General features: G+C 51.9%; 1 pseudogene. It reads right to left on the bottom strand.

Annotated features, from left to right (window positions below):
- Positions 1-116 precede the first annotated feature (116 nt).
- A pseudogene (locus ACTHTU_RS11135) lies at positions 117-542 on the bottom strand (contractile injection system protein, VgrG/Pvc8 family); the annotation flags it as partial.
- Between the last annotated feature and the right edge of the window lie 138 nt (positions 543-680).

Raw genomic sequence — 680 nt, 5'->3', positions numbered from 1 at the left:
GACTGTTTGTTGTCTGTTTCGGCAAAGAGGTCGGTATCGGCACTGCTGTAGTTGTAGTCGGCCGTGCGTATGCCTTCGACGATGGGGTTGTGACGGATGCTGAGGTTGAATAATGCTTAGGTACCGACACTCTCCAATCCGGCCTGGGGAAGGTAGGAAACGGGTAGGCCTTGGCTGCGCAAGTAGTGTTCGGGACTGTCGCCGAAGACGACTACGTCGACATGTTGTTCATGCTGTTCGAAGGCATACCAAATGCCCTCTTCTTCACACAGACGGTTGATAAAGGTAAAGTCGCTTTCGAGATACTGGGTTACATACTCGCGGACGGTGTAGCTGCGGCTCTTTTGGAAACGGTAGTCGACACCGGAGAAGCCGTGGTGTTTGAAGACGGCGACAATGATGTCGGGAATGGTTTGGTGTTGGAACAGCCGGGAAGTTTGGAAATGTTTTAAAGCCGCGAAGCGCGGCTCTAAAACAAAGCGGTAAACGGTTTCATCCTTGGAAACCGACAACTTCTCGCATGAGGTGATAATGCCCTGCCATTGCTTTGCCGGGGAGTCGTCTTAAGCAGACCCGAATGCTCCTGCCACTTCCGACAGTAAACCTTCCTGCGTACGAATCTCACACGCTGTTTAGTGGTGTGGTTATTAAGGAGATTGAAGCGAGGGATTGTGTGGAGC

The sequence above is a fragment of the Neisseria sp. P0020.S005 genome (genome assembly GCF_051957055.1).
In the GTDB taxonomy this organism is placed as follows: Bacteria; Pseudomonadota; Gammaproteobacteria; order Burkholderiales; family Neisseriaceae; genus Neisseria; species Neisseria subflava_A.
Note: the sequence above shows the minus strand (reverse complement) of the source record. Positions and strands in the feature narration are given on the sequence as shown.